Source organism: Pseudomonas vancouverensis, from assembly GCF_004348895.1.
In the GTDB taxonomy this organism is placed as follows: Bacteria; Pseudomonadota; Gammaproteobacteria; order Pseudomonadales; family Pseudomonadaceae; genus Aquipseudomonas; species Aquipseudomonas vancouverensis.
Genome location: NZ_RRZK01000032.1, coordinates 413,466 through 436,393, shown reverse-complemented (window position 1 = coordinate 436,393; position 22,928 = coordinate 413,466). Strand labels below are relative to the sequence as shown.

At 60.6% G+C, this 22,928-nt stretch carries 20 protein-coding genes, 4 tRNA genes and 2 pseudogenes; 8 read left to right on the top strand and 18 right to left on the bottom strand.

Translation table 11 applies throughout. The annotated features are described in order from the left end of the window. Window positions 1–70 precede the first annotated feature (70 nt). The gene (locus EIY72_RS26240; protein ID WP_093215544.1) at window positions 71–697 is read left to right on the top strand and encodes an alanyl-tRNA editing protein; all 627 of its coding nucleotides are present in this window, start codon (window positions 71–73) and stop codon (window positions 695–697) included. 150 nt (window positions 698–847) lie between these two features. Here EIY72_RS26240 and EIY72_RS26235 read toward each other — a convergent pair. The 4 genes from EIY72_RS26235 to EIY72_RS26220 all read right to left on the bottom strand — a co-directional run bounded on the left by EIY72_RS26235 (window position 848) and on the right by EIY72_RS26220 (window position 1,260). Further along, window positions 848–923: transfer RNA gene (locus tag EIY72_RS26235), tRNA-Gly, on the bottom strand. A 3-nt stretch (window positions 924–926) separates the two neighbouring features. Further along, window positions 927–1,002: transfer RNA gene (locus EIY72_RS26230), tRNA-Glu, on the bottom strand. A gap of 104 nt (window positions 1,003–1,106) precedes the next feature. After that, window positions 1,107–1,182 (bottom strand) — tRNA-Gly (locus EIY72_RS26225). Window positions 1,183–1,184: 2 nt separating this feature from the next. Then, window positions 1,185–1,260 (bottom strand) — tRNA-Glu (locus EIY72_RS26220). Window positions 1,261–1,644: 384 nt separating this feature from the next. Here EIY72_RS26220 and EIY72_RS26215 point away from each other — a divergent pair. Beyond that, window positions 1,645–2,403, top strand: coding sequence for a hypothetical protein (locus EIY72_RS26215; protein WP_093215539.1), 759 nt, complete (start codon window positions 1,645–1,647; stop codon window positions 2,401–2,403). 60 nt (window positions 2,404–2,463) lie between these two features. Here EIY72_RS26215 and EIY72_RS30460 read toward each other — a convergent pair whose 3' ends face one another. The 3 genes and pseudogenes from EIY72_RS30460 to EIY72_RS26205 all read right to left on the bottom strand — a co-directional run bounded on the left by EIY72_RS30460 (window position 2,464) and on the right by EIY72_RS26205 (window position 5,386). Further along, complete coding sequence (locus EIY72_RS30460) at window positions 2,464–3,327, bottom strand: methyl-accepting chemotaxis protein (protein ID WP_371315382.1); 864 nt, start codon at window positions 3,325–3,327, stop codon at window positions 2,464–2,466. Continuing rightward, window positions 3,322–3,549 (bottom strand): annotated as a pseudogene (locus tag EIY72_RS30455) (HAMP domain-containing protein); the annotation flags it as partial. The pseudogene EIY72_RS30455 and the gene EIY72_RS30460, both read right to left, overlap by 6 nt. Window positions 3,550–4,624: 1,075 nt before the next feature. After that, window positions 4,625–5,386, bottom strand: a complete 762-nt coding sequence (locus EIY72_RS26205; protein ID WP_093215522.1) for an SDR family oxidoreductase — start codon at window positions 5,384–5,386, stop codon at window positions 4,625–4,627. Between the two features lie 236 nt (window positions 5,387–5,622). Between EIY72_RS26205 and EIY72_RS26200 the strand changes: the two genes are divergently transcribed. Then, window positions 5,623–6,627: an NADP-dependent oxidoreductase gene (locus tag EIY72_RS26200; protein ID WP_093215515.1), complete on the top strand. Its 1,005-nt coding sequence runs from the start codon at window positions 5,623–5,625 to the stop codon at window positions 6,625–6,627. Window positions 6,628–6,697: 70 nt separating this feature from the next. Here EIY72_RS26200 and pyrF read toward each other — a convergent pair whose 3' ends face one another. After that, window positions 6,698–7,396, bottom strand: a complete 699-nt coding sequence (gene pyrF, locus EIY72_RS26195) for an orotidine-5'-phosphate decarboxylase (RefSeq protein ID WP_162276435.1) — start codon at window positions 7,394–7,396, stop codon at window positions 6,698–6,700. Between the two features lie 295 nt (window positions 7,397–7,691). Here pyrF and EIY72_RS26190 point away from each other — a divergent pair, with 295 nt between their 5' ends. Next, window positions 7,692–8,450, top strand: a complete 759-nt coding sequence (locus EIY72_RS26190; protein ID WP_231985520.1) for a response regulator — start codon at window positions 7,692–7,694, stop codon at window positions 8,448–8,450. After that, entirely contained in the window at window positions 8,450–9,496 is a 1,047-nt protein-coding gene (locus tag EIY72_RS26185) for a sensor histidine kinase (protein ID WP_093215501.1), read from the top strand. Before EIY72_RS26190 ends, EIY72_RS26185 begins: the two co-directional genes overlap by 1 nt. A gap of 54 nt (window positions 9,497–9,550) precedes the next feature. Here EIY72_RS26185 and EIY72_RS26180 read toward each other — a convergent pair whose 3' ends face one another. The 10 genes and pseudogenes from EIY72_RS26180 to EIY72_RS26135 form a co-directional block, all read right to left on the bottom strand. After that, complete coding sequence (locus tag EIY72_RS26180) at window positions 9,551–10,606, bottom strand: AI-2E family transporter (RefSeq protein ID WP_093215496.1); 1,056 nt, start codon at window positions 10,604–10,606, stop codon at window positions 9,551–9,553. Window positions 10,607–10,675: 69 nt separating this feature from the next. After that, window positions 10,676–11,494, bottom strand: coding sequence for a DUF4892 domain-containing protein (locus tag EIY72_RS26175; RefSeq protein WP_093215491.1), 819 nt, complete (start codon window positions 11,492–11,494; stop codon window positions 10,676–10,678). 20 nt (window positions 11,495–11,514) lie between these two features. Then, window positions 11,515–11,640 (bottom strand): annotated as a pseudogene (locus EIY72_RS30450) (thioredoxin domain-containing protein); the annotation flags it as partial. A 50-nt stretch (window positions 11,641–11,690) separates the two neighbouring features. Further along, window positions 11,691–12,545, bottom strand: a complete 855-nt coding sequence (locus tag EIY72_RS26165; protein WP_093215486.1) for an alpha/beta hydrolase — start codon at window positions 12,543–12,545, stop codon at window positions 11,691–11,693. After that, a complete protein-coding gene (locus EIY72_RS26160) occupies window positions 12,542–13,348 on the bottom strand; it encodes an alpha/beta fold hydrolase (RefSeq protein WP_093215483.1) in 807 nt (268 codons plus the stop codon). Before EIY72_RS26160 ends, EIY72_RS26165 begins: the two co-directional genes overlap by 4 nt. A gap of 116 nt (window positions 13,349–13,464) precedes the next feature. Further along, window positions 13,465–13,908: a hotdog fold thioesterase gene (locus EIY72_RS26155; protein ID WP_093215479.1), complete on the bottom strand. Its 444-nt coding sequence runs from the start codon at window positions 13,906–13,908 to the stop codon at window positions 13,465–13,467. Between the two features lie 31 nt (window positions 13,909–13,939). Then, window positions 13,940–15,607, bottom strand: a complete 1,668-nt coding sequence (locus tag EIY72_RS26150) for an AMP-binding protein (RefSeq protein WP_093215475.1) — start codon at window positions 15,605–15,607, stop codon at window positions 13,940–13,942. Window positions 15,608–15,804: 197 nt separating this feature from the next. Next, the gene (sixA, locus tag EIY72_RS26145) at window positions 15,805–16,257 is read right to left on the bottom strand and encodes a phosphohistidine phosphatase SixA (RefSeq protein WP_093215468.1); all 453 of its coding nucleotides are present in this window, start codon (window positions 16,255–16,257) and stop codon (window positions 15,805–15,807) included. Then, window positions 16,254–16,601: a DUF4389 domain-containing protein gene (locus tag EIY72_RS26140; protein WP_093215463.1), complete on the bottom strand. Its 348-nt coding sequence runs from the start codon at window positions 16,599–16,601 to the stop codon at window positions 16,254–16,256. The genes sixA and EIY72_RS26140 overlap by 4 nt, the downstream gene beginning before the upstream one ends. Window positions 16,602–16,629: 28 nt before the next feature. Next, on the bottom strand, window positions 16,630–17,655 hold the full coding sequence (locus tag EIY72_RS26135; RefSeq protein ID WP_093215460.1) for an NAD(P)H-dependent glycerol-3-phosphate dehydrogenase: 1,026 nt from the start codon (window positions 17,653–17,655) through the stop codon (window positions 16,630–16,632). 195 nt (window positions 17,656–17,850) lie between these two features. On the opposite strand from EIY72_RS26135, the gene EIY72_RS26130 reads away from it, so the two are divergent. Genes EIY72_RS26130 through EIY72_RS26120 form a run of 3 tightly spaced genes read left to right on the top strand, consistent with a single transcriptional unit; the run spans window position 17,851 to window position 22,803 of the window. Then, the gene (locus EIY72_RS26130) at window positions 17,851–19,974 is read left to right on the top strand and encodes a TonB-dependent receptor plug domain-containing protein (RefSeq protein WP_197678817.1); all 2,124 of its coding nucleotides are present in this window, start codon (window positions 17,851–17,853) and stop codon (window positions 19,972–19,974) included. Between the two features lies 1 nt (window position 19,975). Beyond that, window positions 19,976–20,908 carry an ABC transporter substrate-binding protein gene (locus tag EIY72_RS26125; RefSeq protein WP_093215454.1) on the top strand — a complete coding sequence of 311 codons (933 nt, stop codon included), beginning with the start codon at window positions 19,976–19,978 and terminating at the stop codon, window positions 20,906–20,908. Next, a complete protein-coding gene (locus EIY72_RS26120) occupies window positions 20,905–22,803 on the top strand; it encodes an ATP-binding protein (protein WP_093215451.1) in 1,899 nt (632 codons plus the stop codon). Before EIY72_RS26125 ends, EIY72_RS26120 begins: the two co-directional genes overlap by 4 nt. Window positions 22,804–22,928 lie beyond the last annotated feature (125 nt).

The window sequence follows — 22,928 nt, the reverse complement described above, 5'->3', positions numbered from 1 at the left end:
TTGACCGGATTATCACGCATTTGCGAGCTTTCTATAATGAAAAATAGAAAGTTGAATACGAGTTTGGGTAATGACGCTTCGCCTGTTTTTCCATAGTGATGATCTGAAGGCCAATGTTGAGGCGCTGGAATGCACGCCCCAGGAAAATGAATTTGCCGTGGTGCTGCGCGCGACCCTGTTTCACCCTCAGGGCGGCGGGCAGCCTTTCGATACTGGCTGGATTGGCGAAAGCCAGGTACTGCGCGTGGTGCAGGAGCCCGAGCGGATTGTTCACTTCGTCGATCACCCGGTCAGGCTCGGCATGACCCAGATCCGCATCGACGAGCCTCGTCGCCAGTTCAACACCCGCATGCATTCGGCCGGACACCTGATCGGCCATTTCGTCCAGGCCAAAGGCTGGATGCCAGTCAAGGCACATCACTGGCCAGGTGAAGGTCGAGTACAGTTCAAGCCGCTGACTTCGGCTGAGGACATTGATGACCAGATGATTCAGAACGGCATCGAGCAGTGGATCACCAACGACCTGCCACGCCTGACTTCGTTACGCGAAGGTGCGCGGGAAATCGGTTTCGGTGATCTGCCCGCTTATGGATGCGGCGGCACCCACGTACGCAGCCTGAAGGATATAGGCGCCGTCGTCATCAGTAGCGTTTCGCAGAAAAAGGGCACACTGTCCGTTCACTACCATGTGAACTGAACCCAGGGCGATGCCGCCGCTGTCATCGCCGCGCTGCCCCGAACAAGCAAAAGGCCCGCCCAGTCTGACTGGCGGGCCTTTTTTATGGGCGCCTGCGACAAATCGCACGCAAACAAAAACGCCGCTCAATGAGCGGCGTTTTTGTGAAATTGGAGCGGGAAACGAGACTCGAACTCGCGACCCCGACCTTGGCAAGGTCGTGCTCTACCAACTGAGCTATTCCCGCAAATGGCGTCCCCTAGGGGACTCGAACCCCTGTTACCGCCGTGAAAGGGCGGTGTCCTAGGCCACTAGACGAAGGGGACACGCTGCCCGGAACACATGGTGTGTGTTTCGGTGCCCAGATCCGCATCCGAAGACTTGGTTCTGGTTTCACTCAGCCCTGCCCGAAAGCAACGCTGTTTAAAATTGGAGCGGGAAACGAGACTCGAACTCGCGACCCCGACCTTGGCAAGGTCGTGCTCTACCAACTGAGCTATTCCCGCATTGGCGTCCCCTAGGGGACTCGAACCCCTGTTACCGCCGTGAAAGGGCGGTGTCCTAGGCCACTAGACGAAGGGGACACACTACAACATTCACTCCCTGCCGCGTTTCGCTGTGTGCTTTACGCTGCAAGTGGCGCGCATTCTATGGATGGATTGAGAGGTCGTCAACCCCCTGTATTAAATTTTTTTAAATCAATGACTTGGACCTGCTTTTGACCGCCATGGCAGTTATTCGACCGTCCGTTGATTGGCGCCTATATTCTGACACCCGCCAAGGCGCTATAGTCCACCCAGTGATGGCATTCCCTGAGTGGAGTGCCATCATTTATAGAAGAAGGCCTACGGCCGATACAGCCACAAGCATGTCCGATTCATCCCGTCGTGCCAGTCTAGGCGCTCATATGCCCAGCCACTAAACTCGCACGCGAACCCTATAAAGAGGTCTTACCGGTGACACCACTCATGATCACCCTGCTCGTCGTAGCCGGGATCGCTTTGTTGATCGCCATTGGCTACATGAACCATGTGGTGGAAAACAATAAGCTGGAAAAGGCCCGCACCAAGGTTGAGCTCAACGATCGCCTGCGTCGCTGTGGCGAGATCACCGAGACCTTTCCCGGCCAATTGATGACGCCGGCACTCAAGCTGCTGTTGGCACGCCTGGAACTGAACGTCTGCCAGCGCTTGCTCAACCTGGAAAAATCCAGTGCCAACCTCAAGGCCCGGATTACCGAGCTGGAAGCCCTGATTGCTCAGGGTGAATCGATCCCGGTCAATAATCCGCCGGCACCGATCCAGACCGAAGCCAAGGCCAAGGACGTTCGTTTCCTGCTCGAAGCCCTGCACGGCCAGATCACCCGTGCCGCACACGACGGCTTTCTGCAAGCCAACGAAGCCAAGCGCTGGGTGCGCGAGGTCCGCCATATCCTGGTGCTGCTGCACATCGAGTTCTTCAATAACCTCGGTCAGCATTCCCTGCAACAGAACCAGCCGGGGCAAGCGCGCCTGGCCTTCGAACGCGGCGTGCAGTATTTGCGCAAGCAACAGGAACCGCAGATCTACGCCGAGCAACTGGAGTACCTGGAAAAACTTCTGGCCCGCGCCAACGATCAGGTCATGGATCGGATTGCCCCGGTAGAAGGCGAAGTCAACCAGTTGACCGAAGGCCTCAAGGATGTCGAGGCCGATGCGGACTGGAAGAAGAAAGTCATCTACGACTGATCGGCAAAAACACAAAAGCCACCGCGAGGTGGCTTTTTTTTGCGTTGAAGGTATCGCTCTTCAGAGCCTGAAGTGCCCGACCATCCCCTTCAACTCAACGCCCAGCTGCGCCAGCTGAATACTTGAAGCCGCATTGCCCTGCATGGCCAACGAGGACTGATCGGCACTGGCGCGAATACTGGTGACGCTACGATTGATCTCCTCCGCCACCGAGCTTTGCTCTTCGGCCGCTGCGGCAATCTGCTGATTCATCTGCTGGATCAACGACACCGCCGTCGCAATACTCCCCAGGGCACTCTCGGTTTGCAATGCATCGCTGACCGCCAGTTTCACCAATTCGCCACTGTTCTGTATCTGCTGCACCGACGATTGGGCCGCCGAGCGTAATGCACTGACCAGACGCTCGATTTCTTCGGTCGATTGCTGGGTGCGTTTGGCCAGCGCCCGGACTTCATCGGCCACAACGGCAAAGCCCCTGCCCTGCTCGCCTGCCCGTGCCGCTTCAATCGCTGCGTTCAACGCCAGCAGGTTGGTCTGTTCGGCAACACTTTTGATCACACTCAACACGGTGCCAATGTTCTGGATTTCCGCACTCAGGCTTTCGATGCTCGAGCTGGCGCTCGTCGCCGAATCAGCCAATTGCTCGATCCGCGCCATGCTCTGGCGCACCACCTGCTGACCATTTTCGACCTTGCCGTCGGCGGTTTGCGCGGCCTGGGCGGCCTCTTCGGCGTTTCGAGCGACATCATGCACAGTGGCCGTCATCTGGTTCATCGCCGTGGCGACCTGCTCGGTTTCTTCCTTCTGGCTGCTGACTTCGAGATTGGTTTGCTCGGTCACCGCTGAAAGCGATTGTGCGGAACTCGCCAGTTGTTCGATGCCCGACTGCAAGCCGCTGACAATTTGGCTCAGTCCCGCGCCCATTTGCTGCATGGCCTGCATCAGTTGACCGATTTCGTCGCGGCGAGTGACCTCGACAGTCGCACTCAAATCCCCCGAAGCGATCCGTTGCGCCACATGGATCACGCTACGCAGGGGTGCCACGATCAACCGGGTAATCAGCCACGCGGCGATCAGTCCGACCACCAATGCCAGCGCGGAAGACGCGATGATCAGCAGCGAATTCTTATCCAGTTCGGCCTGCATCGACTGGTCTTCGGCGGCATAAGCCTGATCCACCCGTTCAACCACTTGCGCAGCACGCTGATGCAATTGCTGATAGACGGTTTTTTCCTGTGCCAGCAGACCGGTGTACTCGGTCAGTTTGTCGCTGAAACTGGCAATGTGACCCGTCACCTCGTTGAGTACGGTCTGGTAGCCCTCGTCCTTCACCGTGGTTTTCAGCTGTTCGGCCTGGGTCAGCGCCTGGCTGGCCTGCTCGATCCTGCCCTGGCTCGCACTGTCGTCACCCTTGCGGCTCTGATCCAGGCGCACACGCGCTTCGTTCATCGCTTGCAGCATCAACCGCGACACCTGGTTGACCTGACTGGCTTGCTCGATGAACTGAGCGCCGTCCTTGCCTTCGGAAGTCTTCAACGTGTAAGCGCCATCATCGGCCAACCCGGCCTGCAGCACATCGAGATTGTTGGCCACGCTGGACACTGACCAACTGGCCATTTCCAGCGCCAGATCCTTGGCCTGACTGAGGGAGACGAACTCATCAAAGGCTTTGCGATAAGCACCCAGGGACTGCTCGACGTCGGTCATCACCGGTACGTTGGCTGCGGACGCTGCCTTGAGCTCGTTGGCCAGTTTGATAAGGCCGTCAACGCCTTCATGCAATGCATCAACCGTTTTCGGATTGCCGTGCAGCGCGTACTCCTGCTCCAGCAAACGCACTTTGAGCAAACCGCTGTTCAACGATGACATCTGCTTGAGCCCATCAAAGCGCTGGCTGATGGTTTGCAGAGACCAGACGCCGATGGCCGCCACCAACGCCGTCAACAACAGCACCAGGACAAACCCGATACCCAGTTTTTTCGCCATACCGAGGTTGGCAAAACGTCCTTGCATGGCCGAAATCATTGCACTTAGTCCCCTGCCAAAGTCTGTCAACGCAGATTCGCAACGGGCCTTTGGCAACACAAGACGTTGGCGCCGGAATAATGGCAAAAAGCTACGCAGGCGTCGTTTTCAGAACGTTCAAGGTCGATTCGGAGCTGAAATGCTCTGGCGCAAAAAAAGCCCGCACAAGTGCGGGCTTTCTGAACAACAAAGCACATCAGAACGCGGTAACGCCCCCATCCACGGCCAGCGAGTGCCCGGTGGTGAATGCTGCGCCATCGCTGCACAGGTACAGCACGGCGCTGGCAATTTCCTCGACCTTGCCGATGCGACCAACCGGGTGCATGGCGTTGGCGAACTCGCCTTTTTTCGGGTCGGCCTCGTAAGCACGACGGAACATATCGGTGTCGATCACGGCCGGGCACACCGCGTTGACGCGGATTTTCTTCTTCGCATATTCAATGGCGGCGGATTTGGTCAGCCCGATCACCGCGTGCTTGGAGGCCGCGTAGATGCTCATTTTCGGCGCCGCGCCGAGGCCGGCCACCGATGCGGTGTTGACGATCGCACCACCGCCTTGGGCCAGCAGCAATGGCAACTGATACTTCATGCACAGCCAGACGCCCTTGACGTTGACGCCCATGATCGCGTCGAACTCATCGGCCGTGCCCTCGGCCAGCCTGCCCTTCTCGATTTCAATGCCGGCGTTGTTGAAGGCATAGTCGAGGCGACCGTAGGTATTGATCACTTCGTCCATCAGGTTTTTTACGTCGCTTTCCTCGGTCACGTTGCAACGTACGAAGGTCGCTTCGCCACCGGCCGTACGAATCAGCGCCACCGTACCCTCACCGCCCGCCGCGTCCATGTCGGCCACCACCACTTTCAGACCTTCGGCAGCGAACGCCTGGGCGGTCGCGCGACCGATACCGGCCGCTGCGCCTGTCACCACTGCCACTTGGCCGGAAAACGTCATGCTCATTGTTATGTCCTCGAAGAGATGTATGCGGGGGATTGCGTACGTCCAGTCTAGCCACAGCCACCTTGAGCACGGCAGCACTATCAGAAGGCCGGTTGAGTGCCCATGAGTGTCAGTGATGAAACCACCCGGATGATCATCATTACACTGGATCAGTGTGCATTCGCCACATCAGCCGGGCTTGCGCCATCGACGCCGAGGGGCTATCAACAAAGCTCCATCCATTCTGAGTGCCAGCCATGACCAACCAGACCAACCGCCAATTCCTGCTCGCCAAACGTCCGGTAGGCCCGGCGACCCGTGAGACCTTCACTTATCAGGAAGTACCGGTCGGCGAGCCGGCGGCGAATCAGATTCTGGTCAAGAACGAATACCTGTCCCTGGACCCGGCCATGCGTGGCTGGATGAACGAGGGCAAGTCCTACATTCCTCCGGTAGGTCTGGGCGAAGTCATGCGTGCATTGGGTGTAGGCAAAGTCATCGCCTCGAACCATCCGGGCTTTGCCGTCGGCGATTACGTCAATGGTGCCTTGGGCGTACAGGACTACTTCCTCGGCGAGCCTCGGGGTTTCTACAAGGTCGACCCGAAACTGGCCCCCCTGCCGGTTTACTTGTCCGCGTTGGGCATGACCGGTATGACCGCGTACTTCGCCCTGCTCGACGTGGGCGCGCCGAAGGCCGGTGAAACCGTGGTGTTGTCGGGTGCGGCGGGGGCCGTGGGCAGCATCGCCGGGCAAATTGCCAAGCTCAAGGGCTGCCGGGTCGTCGGTATCGCCGGCGGTGCCGACAAATGCAAGTTTCTGATCGACGAGCTGGGTTTCGATGGTGCCATCGACTACAAGAACGAAGACGTCATCGCCGGTCTCAAACGCGAGTGCCCGAAAGGCGTCGACGTGTATTTCGATAACGTCGGCGGCGACATTCTCGACGCCGTGTTGAGCCGTCTGAACATGAAGGCACGCGTGGTCATCTGCGGGGCCATCAGCCAGTACAACAACAAGGAAGCGGTCAAGGGCCCGGCCAATTACCTGGCGCTGCTGGTCAACCGCGCACGCATGGAAGGTTTTGTGGTGATGGACTACGCCGCGCAGTTCGCCGCGGCCGGGCAGGAAATGGCCGGCTGGATGATGAAAGGCCAACTCAAGAGCAAGGAAGACATCGTCGAAGGACTGGAAACCTTCCCGGAGACGCTGATGAAATTGTTCAGCGGGGAGAACTTCGGGAAATTGGTGTTGAAGGTTTAACCCGATACTTGAGTAAAACAACCATTCTCTGTGGGAGCGAGCTTGCTCGCTCCCACAGGTTCCGTGGTGTTTAGGCCAGTTCTGCAACCACCGCCGCCAACGCTTTTGCCGGCTCAGCCGCCTGGCTGATCGGTCGGCCGATCACCAGGTAATCGGAACCGGCATCCAGCGCCTGGCGCGGCGTCAGGATGCGGCGCTGATCGTCCTGGGCGCTACCGGCCGGGCGAATCCCCGGGGTCACCAGTTGCAGCGACGGGTGCGCAGACTTCAGGGCCTGGGCTTCCAGCGCGGAGCACACCAAACCATCCATCCCGGCTTTTTCTGCCAGAGCCGCCAGACGCAATACCTGCTCCTGTGGCTCGATGTCCAGACCGATACCGGCGAGGTCTTCGCGCTCCATGCTGGTCAGCACGGTCACACCAATCAGCAGCGGCTTCGGCCCGGAGCGCTGATCAAGCACTTCACGGCACGCGGCCATCATGCGCAGGCCACCGGAGCAATGCACGTTGACCATCCACACGCCCATTTCCGCAGCGGCCTTGACGGCCATGGCGGTGGTGTTGGGGATGTCGTGGAACTTGAGATCCAGGAACACTTCGAAACCCTTGTCGCGCAGGGTGCCGACGATTTCCGAAGCGCAGCTGGTGAACAGTTCTTTCCCGACTTTGACCCGGCACAGTTTCGGGTCCAGTTGATCGGCCAGCTTCAGTGCGGCGTCACGGGTAGGGAAATCCAGGGCGACGATGATAGGAGTCTGGCAGGCGGACATGAGTGGGCTCTCAGGCAAGTCGAAATCGGCGCGCATTGTAGCGGAACCAGCGCCGCTGCGGGACCCGATGATCGGTAAATCGTCGAGTTGGCTCAGGCAATACTAGCCTTCTGGGCTATTGTGTCGAGTTCGATACATACCCGACACGCCCACAACACCCTCGACCGCTACCCTCGAAAGCCGCAACACGTCCTTACACAGCACTTCCCGCCTCAGGGCCGGACGCCTATGCTGGAACCACAACCTCGCAGCCCATCTTTGTGGTTGGCAGCCTACCTGGCAGATGAATGCACGTATGCAGAACAATCAAACTCCCGTGAACGACGATCAAAAAGTGCCTGGCGACGACAAGCGCTGGAGCATCCGCGCGCTGATCGTTGACGATGACGTGCCGATTCGCGAGTTGATGATCGATTACCTGGCCCGGTTCAACATTCACGCCAGCGGTGTCACCGATGGCGCCGCCATGCGCCAGGCCATGCAAGCGGAACATTTCGACGTGGTGGTGCTCGACCTGATGCTGCCCGGCGAAGACGGTCTGTCGTTATGCCGTTGGCTGCGCGCCGAGTCGGACATTCCGATCCTGATGCTCACCGCCCGTTGCGAACCCACCGACCGCATCATCGGTCTGGAGCTGGGTGCTGATGACTACATGGCCAAGCCGTTCGAACCACGAGAGCTGGTCGCCCGGATTCAGACAATCCTGCGCCGGGTCCGCGATGACCGCACCGAACAACGGGCGAACATTCGTTTCGACAACTGGCGCCTGAACAGCGTGTTGCGCCAATTGATCGCCGACGATGGCCTGGTGGTGCCGCTGTCCAACGCCGAGTTCCGCCTGCTCTGGGTATTCATCGAACGCCCGCGCCGAGTGCTCAGCCGTGAACAACTGCTGGACGCCGCTCGAGGCCGTTCGATCGAGGCCTTTGATCGCAGCATCGACCTGCTGGTGTCGCGTTTGCGCCAGAAGCTCGGCGACGATCCCAAGGCTCCCCAGTTGATCAAGACCGTGCGCGGTGAAGGTTACCTGTTTGATGCCCGAGACATCGGCTGATGCGCGGGCGCTTCGATACGCTGTTCGGCCGCCTGTTTGGCGTGTTGTTACTGGCGATTGTCCTGGCGCATCTGCTGGCCTTTGCCTGGTTTCACCATTACGGCCCACCTCCTCCGCCACCACCGCCGGCCTTTTCCGAAGACATGAACGGCGTCCGCCCGCCGATGGAGCCGCGCTTCGAAAAGCGGCCACGGCCATGGTTTGGCGGCCCGCTGGTGCCGCTGACCTTTCAATTGATCTCATTGATCATTGCCGCCTGGTACGGCGCAAAACTGCTCAGTCGGCCGATTCAGCGCCTGAGTGACGCCGCCGAGCGCCTGAGCGAAAACCTCGACAGTCCTCCCCTGGAAGAAACCGGACCTCGGGAAGCGCGGCAAGCGGCGCACACCTTCAACAAGATGCAGCAGCGCATTGTCGAGCAGGTGAAGCAGCGTTCGCGCATGCTCGGTGCGGTGTCCCATGACCTGCGCACACCACTGTCGCGGCTCAAACTGCGCCTGGAAAAAATCGACGACGAGAAACTGCAGGGCCAGATGCGCCAGGATCTGGATGACATGATCAGTATGCTCGATGCCACCCTTACCTACCTGCACGAACAACGCACCAGTGAAGCCCTGCAGTTGATGGATGTGCAGGCCCTGGTCGAGTCCCTGATCGAGAACGCCCAGGATCAGGGCGCCAACGTAGAGGCCAGCGGTCACTGCGCGCCGCTGCCGGTACAGCCAATGGCCTTGCGTTCCTGCCTCAACAACCTGATGGACAATGCCCTGCGTTATGCCGGACAGGCGCTGATTACCCTCGAGGACCATCGTGAACGCCTGATCATCCGGGTGATCGATCGCGGGCCAGGTATCGCCGCGGATCAGCGCGAAGCGGTGTTCGAACCCTTCTTTCGCCTTGAAGGCTCACGCAACCGCAACTCCGGCGGCGTCGGCCTGGGCATGACCATCGCCCGAGAAGCCGCGCAACGCATGGGCGGGCAACTGACCCTGGAAGAAACCCCTGGAGGCGGACTGACGGCGGTTATCTGCTTCCCCCGTTCCTGAAAAGACATCAAGGACGCCAACAGCGGGGAGACTTGCGCTTCCCCGCCCTCTCATTCACGGCCGTCGTTCTTCGACCCGCGCCTGAGTCTTGCTCCAGTCGGTCAGCAAGCTGTAAGCCACCGCCAGCAAGGTCGGACCGATGAACAGGCCGATGAAGCCGAAAGCGATCAAGCCACCGAACACCCCGAGCAACACGATCACCAACGGCAGGTTGCCGCCGCGACTGATGAGGTAAGGTTTGAGCACGTTATCGACGCCGCTGATGATGAACGTGCCCCAGACGCCGAGGAAAATCGCCATGCCATAATCGCCTTTCCACGCCAGCCAGGCCGTGGCGGGAATCCATACCAAGGGTGGGCCCATGGGAATCAGGCTGAGCAGGAAGGTCACGATACCGAGCACCAGCGCCCCGGGGATTCCGGCGATCAGGAAGCCGATCAGCGCCAGGATTGCCTGAGCCGCTGCGGTACCGATCACGCCGTTCACCACCCGCTGTACCGTACCCGCCACCAGCTCGATGTAATAACCGGCGCGGTGACCGATCAGGCGTTCGAGCAAGGCATGGACGAAGGCCGCCAGGCGTGGCCCGTCACGATAGAAAAAGAACACGAAGACGATACTCAGCGTCAGCTCGAGAATGCCACCGCCGATCTGCGCGCTGCGCGCCAGCAGCCAGTTGCCGACCTGCCCGAAATAGGGTTTGGCCGCCAGCATCAAGGCCGCGCCTTGTTGGTCGATGCTGTTCCAGATCCCGACCAGGCGTTCGCCGACCAGGGGAATGGTGCCCAGCCAGGCCGGCGCTTCCGGCAAGCCGTCGACCTGCACATCCTTGATGAAGGCCGTGGCGTCGCGTACATGATCGGCCAGGTTCAACCCCAGCCACACCAATGGCGCGGCAACCAGCACCATCCAGCCCATGGTCAGCAAGGCTGCCGCCAGGGATTCACGACCGTTGAGCCAGCGTGTCAGCAGGCGCATCAGCGGCCAACTGGCGAAAGCCAGTACCGCTCCCCAGAACAATGCCGACCAGAACGGCGCCATCACCCAAAGGCTCGCGCCGAACAGCACCACGAGCAGAATCTGCACCAATAGGCGATCGTTGTTGATCATCTGCAATCTCGAAAAGGTTCTTCAGCAAAAGAGTAGGCGAACGTGTCAGGCACGTTCACCCGGTACAGCCTACCGCAATAGCTCGATGTGCAGGCCAGAGCCTTCCACGCTGCCGGTTTCCATCCGCGCGGCACGTACGCCCTGATCGATCAAGGCCTGGCGCCAGGCCTCGGCATGGGTCCCGGAAACACTGACCCGCAGGGTCGCGTCCAGGTTCAGCCCACGGGAAATCAGGCGCAACCAGGTTTCATCCGGTGCGCTGGTCAATGCGGGGAAGTTGAGTTCGCCGGTGCTTTTCAGTTCACGCAGCAAGGTGGCGGAGGTCGGCTGCAGATCACCCAGGGGGGCTGCGGCGTTGAACTGTTCGACATGCAGGTAGGCTTTGCGGTTGCCGCGGGTGATGCTGTACAGCGCCACCAGCGTGTTGTCTTGCGGAGGGGCCAGGCGCAACAGCAGGTAGGCTTGTTGATCGTCGGCGCCATACAGCTTGGCGTTGCCGAAGACCTCATTGGCCCAGAGGCTGCTCTCGCCGCAATCGCGGGCCTGACACCAGAACAGCAGGCCGGCGCCCTGCTTTTGCAGAGCCTCGCGGGCAGCGGTAAAGGCTTCGGTGGAGGAATGTTCCGGTGGCAACTCATAGGTCACCGACGTCACGTTACCGCGTGCGCTGACCTGACCGTCGAAGCGCAGCTGCCCGCTGATCTTGCGGATGGAGCCCATTGGATAGATTCGTTCCAGCTCGACCGAAGGGCGATAGTCGACGATCTGGGCGTCGGTCATGCGCGGCACGATGGGCAGGTCCTGACTGCCGGGAAGATCGGCAGCGAACACCAAGGGACTGAAACTGCACAGTGCCAGCAGACGGATTGAATGTTTGGGCAGGCTCATCGGATACACAGAGCCTGAATGATCTTGGTGAAGCCAACCGGCTTCGATTCCTTTTGTTGCAAACCCAAGGCAGGCAGGCCGGGTTCTTCGAGCTCGATAGAGACCTTGTGGCCATTCGGGGTCGCGGCAGTGTTCAGATCCATCATGGTTGTCTCCCATTTCAACCCGCCCAGCCTCGACAGTTGACCGGCGCAAGTCAAGGAATGGCGAAGAACCGATTGAAACAGTCTGCGACAAGATCCGCACCGGACTCGTCATTCAGGTGCAAATGATGACCGCCTGGCAGCTGTTCATGGCTGAAGGGTAGACGCTCCAGCAGCTCCGGGTGTTTGGCGAGCATGCCTTCGGCAGCGACCACCAGCTTTGCCGGACACTTGAGTCGCAGGGCGAACGCCATGGCTTGCTCGGTGGTCAGGCGCAGGGGCGATGGCAGCGTGAGGCGATTGTCGGTGCGCCAGGTGTAGCCGCCCGGCACCGGCATCAGACCGCGCTGGGCCAGCAGTTGCGCAGCTTCGCGACTGACCGCCACCAGGCCTTTCATGCGCGCCTCGACGGCGCGCTCGAGGGTCTCGTAAACCGGTTTGCGCTTCTCACGCAGGTCCAGTTGCGCCTGCAGGGCCATGCCCATGCGCTCGGCGGCGTTTTCGCCTTTGTCGGTCGGCGGTATGACGCCATCGATCAAGGCCAGGTGGGTCACGCGCTCAGGCATGGAGCCGGCAATGATCATCGACGCAATCGCGCCCATCGAGTGGCCCAGCAGGGCAAATCGCTTCAGCCCGAGCTGCTCGGCCACTTGCAGCACGTCGTGGGCGTAGTCCCACATGGCATAGCCGGCACCCGCCGGGCGGTGGCCGGAATGACCGTGCCCGGCCATGTCCAGGGCAATGATGCGCAAGCCTTTGAGCTTCGGCGCCAGCCGCGCGAAGCTGTTGGCGTTGTCCAGCCAACCGTGCAAGGCAATCACCGGCAGACCGTCTTCAGGCCCGAACAGATGGGCCGCCAGTTCGATGTGCGGCAGGCTCAGGCGAACTTCTTCGACGACATGATTCATGCACAATCCTGTTGCTGTTGACCGCTCCAGCGACTGAACACGGCCTTGAGCAAGGTGGCGGTATCCAGCGGCCGCTCGAGAGGGAACATATGACCGCCGGGCATGCTCAGCGCTTCGCCGAATGGCAGGCGATCGACCGAACTGGCGTGGTGACGCATGACCACCCGACTCTTTTGCCCGCGCACCACCGCCAACGGCACTTTCAACTGCCGTGTGCTGGCCGGGCTGGTGTGGGGCACGCCACGGTAGATGCTGATTTCCGTGGCCGGATCGAAGCGCAGACGCAACTTGTCGCCGACCTGCTGCAAGCCATGTTGCAGGTAAGCGTCGAAACATTCCGGGTCAAAGCCGCGGAACAGCGTCTTGCCAGCGAAATAGCGGCGGGCACTGTCGAGGTCGGCAAACTCTTCGCGACGCCCGAGGGTACGGCCTGCCGGGGTCAGGCGGTCGATGAAACCGAAACGCTTGGCCGCGCGGATCACCCATTGATCGGCCCGGGTCAGCACCGGCGAGTCAAGCATCACCACGCCGCGATACAACTCAGGGCAACGCAAGGCGGCGTGCAAGTGCAGCACGCCACCGAAGGAATGCCCGACACCCCACACCGGTTCCGCTTGTTGCTGCAGGTGATGGATCAGTTCATCGACCAGGTTGTACCAGTTGTCGTCCGCCGGGAAGCGCGGGTCATGGGCGTGCTGCTCCAGATGCGTCACCTGATATTCAGGTGCCAGCGCCGTAAACAACTTGCCATAGGTGCCCGAAGGAAACCCGTTGGCGTGGGCGAAGAAGATCTGTTGCGACATAACCTGCAAGTCCATGAGCGAGAAACAGGTGTTGATTGTCCTGTAAGACAATGTTTCTCAGCAATGACCGTAACTGACAGGAATGATGACAGTCCGGTCAAAACCATGATGGGTCATCAACGGGCCGGAGGATTTTCACCCAGAGGCACCACGGCCATGGTCAGGCGCGACACACAACTGGCTTTGCCTTCATCGCTGGTCAGGCGAATGTCCCACACATGGGTGGTGCGGCCAATGTGGATCGGCTTGGCCACGGCTGTCACTCGACCGCTGCGTAAGCCGCGCAGGTGGTTGGCGTTGATCTCCAGGCCCACGCAATAGAACTTGCTGGCGTCGATGCACAGGTAACTGGCCATGGAACCGACCGACTCGGCCAGCACTACAGACGCGCCGCCATGCAGCAAGCCATAGGGCTGATGGGTGCGATGATCGATGACCATACTCGCGGTCAGCGATTCTTCGTCGAAGGACTCGAAGCGGATATCCAGTACTTCGCCGATGGTATTTTTCTGGATCGCGTTCAACTGCTCGATGTTCGGGGTCGTGCGCCACAGGCTCATCGCAGGTTTCCTTGTTGGAGTTGTTCGTTCTTCAATCCTGCCACAGCACGGCTTCGCTGCGCTCGCTCCATTCTTCAAAGCGCGTGCCGTAGGCCGCTTCGATCACGTTGCGCTTGATCTTCAGGGTTGGCGTGAGGAAGCCGTTTTCCACCGCCCAGTTGTCCTTGACCACCACCAGGCGTCGCAGGCGCTCATGCTTGTCGAGGGCGCCGTTGACCTCCTCCAGGAGTTTTTCCAGGCTCGAATGCAGACCGGCCCGTGCCGTGCCTTGCGCATCCTGTTGGCCGGCCACGGACAACACGCACAGGCCAAGCGGCGCACTCAATCCATCACCAACGACACAGACCTGCTCAATCCGCGAATGCACCGCCAGACGGTTTTCAATCGGTGCCGGCGCGACGTATTTGCCTTTGCTGGTCTTGAAGATCTCCTTCAGGCGCCCGGTCAGGCGCAGGTTACCTTCGGCATCTTCTTCGCCCTTGTCGCCGGTGCGCAGGAAACCGTCCTCGGTAATGGTCTCGGCGGTTTTTTCCGGTTCCTTGAAATAGCCGAGCATGGTCGCGCCGCTGCGTACCAGGACTTCCCCTGTCTCGGCGATGCGCACTTCGACTTCCGGACACGGCTTGCCAATCCAGCCCTGCTTGTTCTGGCCTGGCATACAGATGTGCGAATAACCGCAGCTTTCGGTCATGCCGTAGACCTCCAGCACATCCAGCCCGAGCTTGCGGTACCACAGCAGCAAGGTCTGCGGCACAGGCGCGGCGCCCGACAGCGCAATGCGCAAGGCATCCAGGCCGAGGCCGACCAACACCTTGTGTCCGACCCGCTTGCCGATGATCGGCAGCCCGAGGAGGAAATCCAGGCGTTTTGCCGGAATCTTGCTGTACACGCCCATCTGGAACTTGGTCCAGATGCGCGGCACGCCAAACATCGCGGTCGGACGGGCGCGCTGCAGATCGGTCAGGAAGGTATCGAGGCTCTCTGCAAAAAACACCGTCTGGCCGGTATAGATCGACGCCAGTTCGACGAACATCCGCTCAGCAACGTGACACAGGGGCAAGTAGGACAACAAGCGATCCGACTCGTTGAGGCCGAACAACGACGTACCGCGGGTGGTGGCGAAACCCAGATTGCCGAAGCTGTGCATCACGCCTTTGGGCATGCCGGTGGTGCCGGAGGTATAGATGATGGTGGCCAACTGATCGGCGGCGGGTTTCGGATCATCCTGGATGGGCGAGCTGCGTTGCAGATCGGCCCAGCTGAAAGCAAAGTCACCCGGTGGATGCAGCGGCAGGCTGATGGTCGGTAAATCGCGACTGACGCCACGGGACATGCCTGGCCAATCGTCGAGTTTGCCAATGAACGCCAGGGCCGCCTCGGAATGTTCGAGCACCTGGGCAACCGACTCGGCGGTGAGATTGGGGTATAGCGGCACCGAAACATGCCCGGCCATCCAAATCGCCAGGTCGGCAATGATCCAGTGCGCGCAGTTTTTCGAGATCAGGGCGATGTGGCTGCCTGACGGCAGTTCCCGCGCGCGCAACCAATGGGCGGCACAACGGGCTTGATGACCGACGTCTGCCCAGGTCAGGGTTTCGACCTGGCCACCTCCGACCGGCTGGACCATGAAGCGCTGGCGGGGATGACGGGCCTCACGCTCGTAGAAAACGTCCAGCGGCAAACGAAAAGCAGCAGACATGCGACTCGCTCCTGTGTTTTTGGTCTGGAGCAAGCGTAGCCAACCAAGCAAGTGCTTGGTTGAATTTTTCTTACAGAATTTTTCTACATCGGTGGGATGTGAGTCAGCTCGCGATGTGGGCTGACATTCAAATTGGATGTCGCCTGGAAAATCGCTATCGCGAGCAAGCTCGCTCCCACAAGGATCGATGCAGAACGTCAGGGATGCTTGATGCTGTCGAGGGTCATCGAGCCGACCATCAGTTCATCACCCTTGATCTCGGCCAGGCCCGCGGTGCTGACCTTTTCCGGCGGGTAGCCGGCACCGTGTTGCAGATAGCTCAGCAGATTGCCCACCAGCGGGTTATGGCTGACCAGCAGCACATCGCTCACCGACACCAGTTGCTCGGCGACCTTGTCCGGATCGGTATCCGGCTTCAGCCAATCAACGGTACGGATCTCCGGCTCGAAACCCAGCGCTTCACGCACCACTTGTGCGGTTTGCTGCGCCCGCAGGTAGGGACTTGCGTAGATCGCCGTCAATGGCTGGCCCATCAGGCGCGCGGCGCTACTGAGCACTTCCTTGCGACCGTGGTCAGTCAAGGCCCGCTCGGAGTCCGGGCGCGAGCCATAGGGCTCGGCCTCGCCATGTCGCAATACCCAGAGTTTCATAGCTTGGGTTCCTCATCTCGAGCCGGATGGGGTGCCGGCGCCACGGCATGCGGCGCTTCACCTTCCGGTGTGCGGGGCGTCGGCCAGTCAGCGAACGGCCAGGGTTTCTGGTCGCTGTGAAAGGTGCCGAACCGGCCGATCTGAGCCAGGAACTGACTCAGGCTGTCGCCAAAGTTCATCAGGCTGGCGCTCGGCGCGCCATAGATCAAACGATAGATCAACTGCACCAGCACGACAGCGCCGAGGATGAACTGCGCCACCTGCCAGACCACGACAAAGATCAGCATCCACAACACGCGCAGCAGGATGGATTCGTATTTGGCTTCCACTTTCGGTTCGTTCATGTGCAACTCCCTGCCCTTGCAAGTGTGGTCAGTTGAAACCACTGGTAGAAATAAAGTCGACGTCGGTTTTCGGCTCACCACGCATTAACAGACCGATGACCTGCTCCAAGGTGCGCCCTTCGAACAGGATCGCGTGCAGCCCGGCGACCAGCGGCATGTACACACCCACTTCCTGCGCCTTGGCCTTGAGCACCTTCAGGGTATTGACCCCTTCAGCGACTTCGCCCAGGCGCGTGACCGCGTCCTCCAGGCTCAAGCCCTGGCCGAGGGCGAACCCCACCTGATAGTTGCGGCTTTTGGGCGAGGAGCAGGTCACGATCAGGTCACCGACACCGGCCAGGCCGAGGAATGTCATCGGGTTGGCGCCCTGGTTCACCGCAAAGCGGGTCATTTCCGCCAACGCCCGGGTGATCAGCATGCTTTTGGTGTTTTCGCCCATGCCCAGCGCCACCGCCATGCCGGCGATGATCGCGTAGACGTTTTTCAGCGCGCCACCCAGCTCCACACCGAAACGGTCGGCACTGGCGTAGACACGGAAAGTCCGGCCGTGCAGCGCTGCCTGGACGTGCTGGCACAGCGCTTCGTCTTCGCTGGCCACCACCGTGGCAGTCAAGGCGTGTTCCGCGATTTCACGGGCCAGGTTCGGCCCGGATATAACGCCGATTCGTGCTTGCGGAGCGATTTCCTCGAGGATTTCGCTCATCAGCTTGAAGGTCTGCGCCTCGATGCCTTTGGTCAGGCTCACCAGCATCTTGCCGCTCAGCCGTTCGGCATGGGGCATCAGCACCGAACGCAGGGCGCTGGACGGCAGCGCAACGAAGCACAGGTCGCAGGCATCCAGCGTCGCTTGCAGATCGGTCACGGCGGTCACGGCGGGCAGGATCTTGATGCCCTTGAGGTAGCGCGGGTTTTCGCGATTAACCCGAATAGCCTCGGCCTGCTCCGGGTCGCGCATCCACTGCAACACCTGATGCCCGTTTTCTGCCAATAAGTTAGCCACGGCGGTACCAAAACTTCCGCCTCCCAGGACCGCAATTGGGCGCTGTTCAGTCATATGCAATCCGTTAATCCATACCAGTGGCGATGTTGGCATTATACGGGGCAGTCCATTGACGACCAGCCCCGGCATCAATTAGCGACACCTGTCGCAAGTAGCCGCATAAAGACCGGGAAAATGCTGGCATCGTGACTGGAAAAGTCATCCGCCTCGGTTAACATGCGCGACATCGAACGTTGACAAGGACGCGTTGTGTCTCCGGGCTCTGCTTCTCCACGCTCGCCACTGGTATTGGCGCTGATGATCAGTTCGCCGCTGTTGGCCGACGACCTGTTCCTCGACACTGAGCCCTTGCCCCAGGTGCTGACGGCCACGCGCCTGAAACAATCACCCGCCGCCGTACCGGGCAGCATGACCGTGCTCGACAACACCTTGATCAACGCCACAGGCGCACGGGACATCAGCGAGCTGCTACGACTGGTGCCCGGCATGATGGTCGGCCACATCAACGGCAATCAGGCGGCGGTCAACTATCACGGCACCAACGCGACCGGAGCGCGGCGCATGCAAGTGCTGATCGACGGCCGCTCGGTGTATCGCGCGGGCCTGGCCACGGTGGACTGGAGTGATATTCCGGTGGCCATCGAAGACATCGAGCGCATTGAAGTGTTTCGTGGCCCAAACACCGTCAGTTACGGCGCGAATGCGTTGATGGCGGTCATCAATATCATCACCCGGCGCCCGGCCGACAGCCAGGGCACCCGCTTGAAGGTCACCCACGGCGAGCGTGGCATCAATGATTTCTATGCCAGTCAGGGCGTAGGCTGGGACAACGGTGAACTGCGCCTGTCCCTGTCCGGTCAGCAGGACGATGGCTTTGATATCGATCGCAACGGTGCAGACTACCGTGACAGCCGCCGCCTGAACCGCTTCAACCTCGCCGTCAGCCACAGCCTCGATGAGCGGCAAAGCCTCGACTGGCAACTGGACGCCAAGGACGGCACCAATCAGCGCCCCTACACCTACCAACCGGTGTTCTCCGGGATCACCGGCGCAGGCAACAACTCCGACGTCACCGCCAAGGATTACGCCGGCTCTTTGCGCTGGACCCTGGACATCGATCCCGACCACAGCTTCTATGTCCAGGGCTCGGCGCAGCACTGGGATCGCCAGCAAACCTGGCGCGCCTGCGATGCCGAGCTGTCGTTCAGCCCTCAACTGACCGAACTCTGGCAACTGAACCCCAACTACACCGAGCGACTGGCCCGCAACATCACCCGTTTCACCGGCACCGGTGCCCCACCGGGGACTGCCGCCGAACAGGCACTGGCCAATCAGGCGCTGACGCAATGGCGCAGCGGCGCCAGCCGGACTGTCTGCGGCGACATCGACCAGAGCGCCCGCGAATCACGCTACGACCTCGAACTGCAGGACACCCTGAGCCTGTCCGACAGCCTGCGCCTGGTCAGCGGCATGAACTACCGTTACGACCGGGCAGACTCCCAGACCTACTTCAATGGCACCCTCGACGACACCACGTGGCGGGCGTTCGGACAATTGGAATGGCGCGCCAGCGAACACTGGTTGCTGCAGGGCGGCGCCAGTTTCGAAGACACGCAACTGATTGGCAGCTCACTGACGCCGCGGGTGGCGGTCAATTACCTGATCAATCCGCGCCACGGATTGCGTGCGGTGTACTCCGAGGCGATCCGTTCGCCGGACATGTTCGAAAACAACGTCAACTGGAGCTACCAGGTGAGCAATCTCAAGCCTGGAGCTTTCGGTCAGAGCCGCGCCCGATACTTCGTCAGGACCCGCGGACCGGGTGATCTTGATCAGGAGCACATGCGCTCCCGGGAACTCGGCTACAACGGTTACTTTGCCGGCCAGGGACTGGCGCTCGACGTCAAGCTGTTCCATGACGACATCAGCGACATGATCAGTGAGCCGCTGCGCAACAATCAGTACATCGCCAGCAATTCGAATTCGGCACGGTTCTCCGGGGCCGAAACTCAACTCGACTGGCGGGTTAGCAGCCTCGATCGACTGCGCCTCACCTACGCCTACGTCGACGCCGAGGCGAGTAATCCACTGGACGCCAGGCAGACTGCCCGCAACAGCGGCTCCGCGGGATGGTTGCGAGACTGGGGCCAGGACTTGAACAGTGCCCTCTTCTACTATGGGGACGACGCGCTCAACGGCTACCGCTTTGAAAGGGTCGATGCCCGTCTGGCCAAACGCATCCGCCTGGGCAAGGCCAGTGTCGAACTGGCCGGTGTGCTCCAACAACGCCTGGACAATCAACCGAGCACCTTTGCCGACAACCATTACGACAGCCGCCAACTGATGTACTTCAGCGCGGAGTTCGAGCTTTAACATGTGCCACCGCCTGCCTTGGCGCACGCCAGCCTTTGCCCGGCTGCTGGCCGTCCTGTGCCTGGTGTCCGCCAGCGCGCTGTATTGTTCGATGGGGTTCGCGGCCCATATCCTGCTGACTGCCAGCGATGACAGCCCCGGCGTGCAGGCCTTCACCCAGGCGCTCAAGGCATTGAGGCCGAACGACAGTGTAAGTTTCCAGCCGCTGTCCAGCCTGCCACGGCCAGCCAAACTGCCCGAAGACACCCGCTTGATTCTGCTCGACCTGCCCAGCCTCGACTGGCGCCTGCAAGACAGCCAAGGCCCGGCAACCCTGGTCCTGCGCATCAGTCGCCTGCAAGCCCGGCAGCACTTGAACAAAAGTCAGCCCTCGCACCTGAGCCTGCTATGGAGCGATCCCCCACCGGACCGGCAGTTGCGCCTGACCCGAATCCTGCTGCCGCAGGCCAAACGTGTCGGCGTGCTCTATGACAACCACAGCGAATTCCTCCTCGACGAGTTGCGCCAGGCCGCACGCCCTCTAGGCCTGGAAGTCATCGCTCAACGCTGGGACAACACCCGCGACAGTCGACCGCTACAGACGCTGCTGAAAAACTGTGATGTGCTGCTGGGCCTCGACGACCCCGACCTGTACAACTCGCAAACCGCGAAAAACCTGTTGCTGAGCAGCTACACGCGGCAAGTGGCGCTGATCGGCCCGAACATCGGCTTCGTCAAGGCCGGCAGCCTGGCCACGACTTACAGTGATCAAAACGATTGGCTGGCCGTGCTCGACGACCTGCTCGACCGGCCACCCGCTGCCTGGCCACGCGCGTACTACCCGCATCGCTTCAAAGTCTCGAGCAATCCGCAGGTCGCTCGCTCGCTGGGCATTGAGCGAGTCAACGAAGCAACGGTCGCGACACTGTTGGCCGAAGGAGAACGCCGCCCATGAATTTGCGCCGCCGATGGGACATCAACACGCGCACACAGCTCATCAGCCTCGGCCCCGCGCTGCTGCTGACCCTGTTGTTGATCAGCTTCTTCACCTTCGTGCGCATTCAGGATCTGCGCCAGGAAATCACCCACACCGGCCAGTTGATCGCCAACCAACTGGCACCGGCCACCGAATACGGCGTGATTTCAGGCAATAGCGAAGTGCTCGAAACCCTGCTCAAGGCGACCCTGGCCACGCCCAACGTGCGTTTCCTGGAGATCCAGGACAGCGCCAACCGGGTTCTGGTGTATGTCGAACAGCCGACCGAGAATCATGACCATCCACAACAGGTCGAAGTCTTCCAGGCGCCGGTGCGGATGCAGCGGATAGCGCTGCACAATGACTTTTTCCAGAACAACAAAACGGCATCCGCGCCGACCGAGGATTACCTGGGGCGGGTGATTGTCGGGTTGTCGAATGACGCCTTCAGTCGGCGGCAACAGGAAATCGTCCTCAAGGCGGCCATTCTGGCGCTGTTTGCCCTGCTGTTTACCTTCCTGCTGGCCAGACGCCTGGCCGGCAGCCTGTCGCAGCCGATCCGCGACATCGGCAATGCGGTCAAGGCGATTCAGGAAGGTGACTACAAAACGCCGCTGCCCATCGTCGACGACACCGAACTGGGCGCACTGTCGCAGCACATCAACAACCTCGCCAGCGGTCTCGAGCAAGCCAGCCGCGAACAGCACCAGGCCATGGCGCAGTTGATCCAGACACGCGAAGAGGCGGAAAAGGCCAACAACGCCAAGTCCGACTTCCTCGCCATGATGAGCCACGAGTTGCGCACGCCGATGAATGGCGTGCTGGGCATGCTGCAACTGCTGGAAACCACCGAGATGACCGACGAGCAAGTCGAGTACGCCGCGTTGGCCTCGGAGTCGACCGAGCACCTGCTCAAGGTCATCAACGACATCCTGGATTTCTCGCGTATCGAACGCTCGGAACTGGAGCTGGAACACATTCCGTTCAATCTCGCCGACCTGATCGGCAGTTGCGCGCAGTCGTTCCAGCACAGTGCCGCGCAACGCAAGCTCGAACTGCAAGTGAAGATCCCCGAAGACATGCGGGCGCTGCAGGTCAAGGGTGACCCGACGCGCATCCGGCAGATTCTGGTCAACCTGCTGGGCAACGCATTGAAATTCACCGAACAGGGCCGCGTGACCATCGAGGCGCAATGGCAATCGCTGGATCACGAACTGTTGTGGTTCACCTGCAGCGTTCGCGACAGCGGCATCGGCATTCCGGCGCCGAGCCTGGAACTGATGTTCAACGCGTTCCAGCAGGCCGACAGCTCCATTTCACGACGTTACGGCGGCACCGGGCTGGGCTTGCCGATTGCCCGCACCCTGGCCGAACGCATGGGCGGGACGCTGCGCGCGCAAAGTGAAGAAGGACGCGGCTCGGTCTTCACCCTGGAAATCCCCTTGGCGGTCGAACAACAGGTGGTACCGGTGGCGCCTGCACGTGCGCCATCCAGCCAGAGTGGCGGAGAAGGTCGCAATGTCTTGCTGGTCGAGGACAACCCGGTCAATCAGACCGTGATCGAGGCCATGCTGCGCAGCCTCGGCTTCAAGGTCAGCGTTGCCGCCGACGGCGCGCAAGCGGTACGCAGTGCCGAGAGCCTGATTTTCGAAGCGATCCTGATGGATTGCCGCCTCCCCGTTCTCGATGGCTATGAAGCCACCCGGCAGATCCGCCAACTGCCTGGTTGCTCGGACTTGCCGATCATCGCGCTGACCGCCAATGCCTTGCAGGGCGACCGCGAGGCCTGTCTGTCGGCGGGCATGAACGATTACCTGGCCAAGCCTTTCAAACGTCATGATCTGCAGCAAATCCTGCAACGATGGGTGCAGTAGTGCAGGCCTTTCGAGCATCTGCGACTGGCGTCAAAGACGAAAGTGCGGCAGTCTTAGGCACCTCGACAGGCCCGAAAAGGGGCTTGAATAATAATTTCAGTGCACAAGTGTACATTCATGTCCTT